The organism is Actinoplanes sp. NPDC026623 (genome assembly GCF_040638275.1).
Classification (GTDB): Bacteria; Actinomycetota; Actinomycetes; order Mycobacteriales; family Micromonosporaceae; genus Actinoplanes.
In genome coordinates, this window is the sequence record NZ_JBEZXZ010000361.1 from 1 (window position 1) to 4,265 (window position 4,265).

The 4,265-nt window shown below is 73.2% G+C and carries 4 protein-coding genes; 2 read left to right on the forward strand and 2 right to left on the reverse strand.

The genetic code is table 11. From position 1 onward, the window contains the following. Positions 1–34: 34 nt before the first annotated feature. Positions 35–1,399 (reverse strand): hypothetical protein, encoded by a 1,365-nt coding sequence (locus AB0F10_RS44520; RefSeq protein ID WP_360640467.1) that lies wholly within the window; start codon positions 1,397–1,399, stop codon positions 35–37. 30 nt (positions 1,400–1,429) lie between these two features. Then, positions 1,430–3,265 carry a S8 family peptidase gene (locus AB0F10_RS44525; protein ID WP_360640470.1) on the reverse strand — a complete coding sequence of 612 codons (1,836 nt, stop codon included), beginning with the start codon at positions 3,263–3,265 and terminating at the stop codon, positions 1,430–1,432. A gap of 107 nt (positions 3,266–3,372) precedes the next feature. Here AB0F10_RS44525 and AB0F10_RS44530 point away from each other — a divergent pair, with 107 nt between their 5' ends. Both AB0F10_RS44530 and AB0F10_RS44535 read left to right on the forward strand, forming a co-directional pair. Beyond that, positions 3,373–3,615, forward strand: coding sequence for a hypothetical protein (locus tag AB0F10_RS44530; protein WP_360640473.1), 243 nt, complete (start codon positions 3,373–3,375; stop codon positions 3,613–3,615). A gap of 35 nt (positions 3,616–3,650) precedes the next feature. Beyond that, positions 3,651–4,091, forward strand: coding sequence for a cupin domain-containing protein (locus AB0F10_RS44535; RefSeq protein WP_360640476.1), 441 nt, complete (start codon positions 3,651–3,653; stop codon positions 4,089–4,091). Positions 4,092–4,265 lie beyond the last annotated feature (174 nt).

Here is a 4,265-nt window from a genome sequence, read left to right on the forward strand (position 1 = left end):
GCCCCGGCGGCGTTCCGGGGCCGGCCGGCGGGGGTCAGGCGCGGCTCGCGGCCAGCACCACCCAGGTCAGCTCGGGATGCACGATGTCGCTGTGCGCCCCGGTCGGCGCGCCGCCGCGGCACACCACCTCGGCGGCGTCCACATTGAGGATCCGGTCGGCGGAGAACCGGTACGCGGCACCCACCCCGGCGATGGCGTCCATCGCGACGTCGTCGTTCTGCGCGCCGTCGGCGCCCATGCCACCCCACCGGTACATGGCGTCGCTCGCGCCGGCGCTGTCCGACCGGGCCGCGAACGATGCGAGGGGATAGAAGGTGCCGACCGCGCCGTCGTGCCGGGAGAAGCACACCGTGATCGGGCCGTCGACCCGCCGCTGCATGCCGGCGAGCGCCCCGCGCCGGCCCGCGTCGAACGGCAGCGGGTCCGCGAACGCGAAGTGCGAGAAGGCGCCCTGCAGCAGGGTCAGCGACTTGACCGGGGAGGACGGCCCGCCGTCGGGCAGGCCCGCGAGAGCGTACGAGACCAGCCGCGCGCCGAAGCTGTGGCCGATCAGGTGCACGCGCACCCCGGGGGCGGCGCCGTGCAGGGCGGCCAGCGTGGGACCGAGCCCGTCGCGGCCCACCACCCCGGCGCGGTTCTTCATCTCCCAGTACGTCGCCTGCCGCAGCGCCTCCTTCGCGCCGTTCCAGACGCCCTTCAGCCGGTCGCCCAGCCCGGCCGCGCCGCCGGAGTCGCCCGGCAACTCGACGCCGGCGCCGCGCAGCGCGTCGCGGTAGCGCTCGAACAGCCGCTCGGGACCGTCCTCCAGCATCCGCGGCCCGTCCGCCGCGCCGGTGCCCTCGCCGTCGTCCTGCGGGTGCGGCGCCGCGGCGGCGAACTCCGCGAGGCAGGAGTGGAACTCGGCCAGCGCCGCGTCGGTGGGCTCGGTCTCCAGCAGCGCCGCCATCCGGTCGAGGGACCGGGTGGCCGCCGGGAAGGTGTCGCGCAGATCGTCGAGGGTCTGCTTGTCGAGCGTCGCCGCGGCGGCCTCGGCGGGCGCCGGCTCGACGGGGGTCAGCCCGGCTGCGCCGGGGGTGACCACCGCCGCGGCCGGGCTGAAGTCCGGGATCGGCTCGTCGGACCAGCGCTTGGACGGCCACACCACGCCGGCGAGTCCCGCGACGACCGGCGGGGCGGCGGGCGTGTCGCGCAACTGGGCCGCCAGCAGACCGAAGAAGCTGTTGTAGAGCCGGCGTGCCGTGCGCCGCTCGTTGTTCCAGCCGTGCGCGAAGACGAAGAGGTCCGTGATGCCGCGGGCGGGAACCTCGGTGATGAGGGCGTCGCGGCCGGGGCCGTCGGGGTCACCGTCCGCGTCGAGGGTGATCTCCCAAAACGGCAGTCCTGCGATCGAGTCGGTCATTGTCTGCTCCGTTTCTCCTGCGGCGGCCAATCAGATCTTCTGTTGCAGGGCACGCATCAGGTCGACGAGCCCGGCGCCCTGGAACTCCCGGCCCCGGCCCAGGTCGGTCGCCGAGTCGACGAAGATCTGCTTGATCCGCTCGGGTTGCCCGATGAATTCGCGCCGGACCGACAGCAGCGCCGCGACGGCGCCCGAGACGTGCGGCGCGGCCATGCTGGTGCCGGAGTCCTCGACGTAGACGGCGGTCTCCTCCGGCGGGCCCGCGCCGACCGCCGCGGCCAGGTTGGCGCCCCCGGCGCAGGAGGTGATCCGTTCGCCCGGCGCCACCAGGTCGGGCTTGTTCCGGCCGTCGCCGGTCGGCCCCTTCGACGAGAAGTACGAGACGCCGTAGGTGTGCGGCGCGGAGCGGTGTGTCGAGCCGACGGTGATGGCCAGGTCGGCGTTGCCGGGGTCGTTGATGGTCATGCCCAGGCCGAACTTCGTCGGCGCCTCCATCGTCACGTTCACCGAGCCGTACCCGGAGTTGCCCGCCGCCACCACCACGACCACGCCGGAGCGGACGAGGCGGTCCACCTCCTGGCACAGCGGGCTGCGGCCGCACGCGAACCATTGCGGGTCGAACTCGTATCCGACGCTGAGGTTCACGCCGTGGATGCGCATCCCCTCGACCCCGTCCCCGTTGATCTCCCGCACGTACGCGAGCGCCTGGATGACCCGGTGCACGCGGTTCTCCGGCGTGCCGGCGGAGTCCAGCGCCTTGAGGCTGACCAGCCGGGCCCGCGGTGCCATCCCGTTCACCGCCGCCGGATCGATCGCGGTGCGCGGCACCCGCATCGGCCGGGCCGGATTCTCGACGTTGTAGCGGCTCTCGGTGGCGTAGACCTGCCGGCCCGGCTTGTCCGCCAGCCAGCCCGAGATGCCGCCCGCGATGATGCCCGCGACGTGGGTGCCGTGCCCGCTGCTGTCCTCGAGCGCGCCCTGCGAGGTCGGCGGGCCGGCCGGCGGGAAGTAGCGGTGCAGGTCCTTGACGGAGTCGTCGCCGAGGGTGCCGCCGGTGGCGAAGTGCGGGTGCCGCCCGTCGATCCCCGAGTCGACGACCGCCCAGACGATGCCGCGGCCGAAGGCGCCGAACGAGTTGCGCGCCGCGTCCACCTTGATGGTCACGCAGGAGGCGTCCACGTGCGGGTGCACCGGGAAGTCCGGCCAGACGTGGTGGATGCCGCGACGCGGCCAGGCGACCGGCACCGCGTCGGCGGCGACGAGCCGCTCGATCTCGGGCATCGTGAGCCGGCCCGCCGCGTAGCGGCCGGCGATCCGCACGAGCGGCTCGGCACGGGGATTGACCCGCGCCCACAGCCGTGCCAGCCGGGCGTAGGCGTCGCCGACGCCCGACCCGAACTGCAGGTTCAGCTCGATCATGACGGCGATCGGGTCGCCCTCGTGCCGGCTCAGGCCCAGCCGCTCGCGCGCCTCCGGATCGCGCAGCGGCGCGGAGATCACGCCGGCCACGACTAAGTGCTCGCGCCGCGGCGTACGCGTCTCGGCGGTGGGGACGGCGGCGGCCTCGGGGGCGTCCTTCAGGCGGCGGCGCGCGGCCGCGACGGCGCGCCGGCCGGCCGCGGTGAGTGCCGGAGGCTCGGTCGTGATCCGCTGCGCCGACTGCAGTTCCGCGATCGCGTCGGACACCTTGGTGTGCCACAGCGGCCGCGCGGAGGTGCCGGGGTAATCGCGGTCCTCCGGCGCGAACCGGTCCGCGAACAGGATCGCGACCTCCTCGGTCACGTCCTCGACGGTGACGTCACCGTCCGTCCGGCCGGCCAGGGCCACGAGGGTGCGGTCCGCCCACAATGGTGTTTCGGGATTCATCTCGGTCTCCTCCGCGGGTCACCGTAAACCCGGGAGGAACGGATGAATGATCTCCGATCGAGTTTCCACCAATCGAGCAGAACCTGTGCCGAGACGTATCAGGCCCGTTGATTCACGTCTCTTGGGGGCAGGCCCGGCGTCGGCTCCTGGGTGATCGGGTTGAGGGCCCGATCGGGCTCGACCACGACCTCCGGCAGCAGCGGATCGCGGCGCTCGCGCGGGCCCGCCTCGACCGGATGATCCCCCTCGGACGGCACGCCTCGGTCGACGAGATCGCCCGCGCCGTGCTCTTCCTGGCGAGCGACGACGGCGGAATGAGCATCCAGGCTCCCTGCCCGTCGTTACCGTGAGGTTCTCCATCACGCACGCACGAGAGGAAGAAGCCTTGCGGAATCGGACTACCCTCGGCGCCGTCCTGGCCGGCGCACTGACCGGAGCCTGCCTCGTCGTGGGCGCGCCGGCACAGGCGACACCGCCCGGGCCGGGCGTGACCGGCACGATCATCCGGCAGACCGCGGTCGGCGGCACCGACTACGTGCTGCGCGAGATCACCATTCCCGCCGGCCAGGCGACCGGGTGGCACTGGCACCGCGGCGACCTCTACGGCTGGGTCAAGCAGGGCACCCTGAGCCACTTCGACGCGACCTGCGCGTCGGACGCGGTGTATCCGCGCGGAAGCCTCCTGCGGGAGCCGCACGGCCGGGGCAACGTCCACATCGGCAGGAATCTCGGCAAGGTCCCGGTGATCCTCGAGGTCCTCTATGTGATGCCGGCCGGTTCTCCGTTGTCCGACGACGCACCCAACCCCGGCTGCGACTTCCAGTGACCGCGGTGCGGACCAGGGTTGAGCGTTCACGAAAGCCCCTGCAGTCATGGCGCGCACGAAGCGGTTGAGCCGCCCGGCAGGTTCGCCGGGCGGCTCGTGGGGTCGTGCGGTGGTTCAGCTGATCTTGACGTTGAACAGGTTGTTGGCGGCGAGGGTGCGGAAGGCGGTGAGGCT

Excerpts from the sequence above, each read along its gene's own strand:
- AB0F10_RS44520 (WP_360640467.1), bottom strand. The coding sequence starts at position 1,399 with ATGACCGACTCGATCGCAGGACTGCCGTTTTGGGAGATCACCCTCGAC.
- AB0F10_RS44525 (WP_360640470.1), bottom strand. The coding sequence starts at position 3,265 with ATGAATCCCGAAACACCATTGTGGGCGGACCGCACCCTCGTGGCCCTG.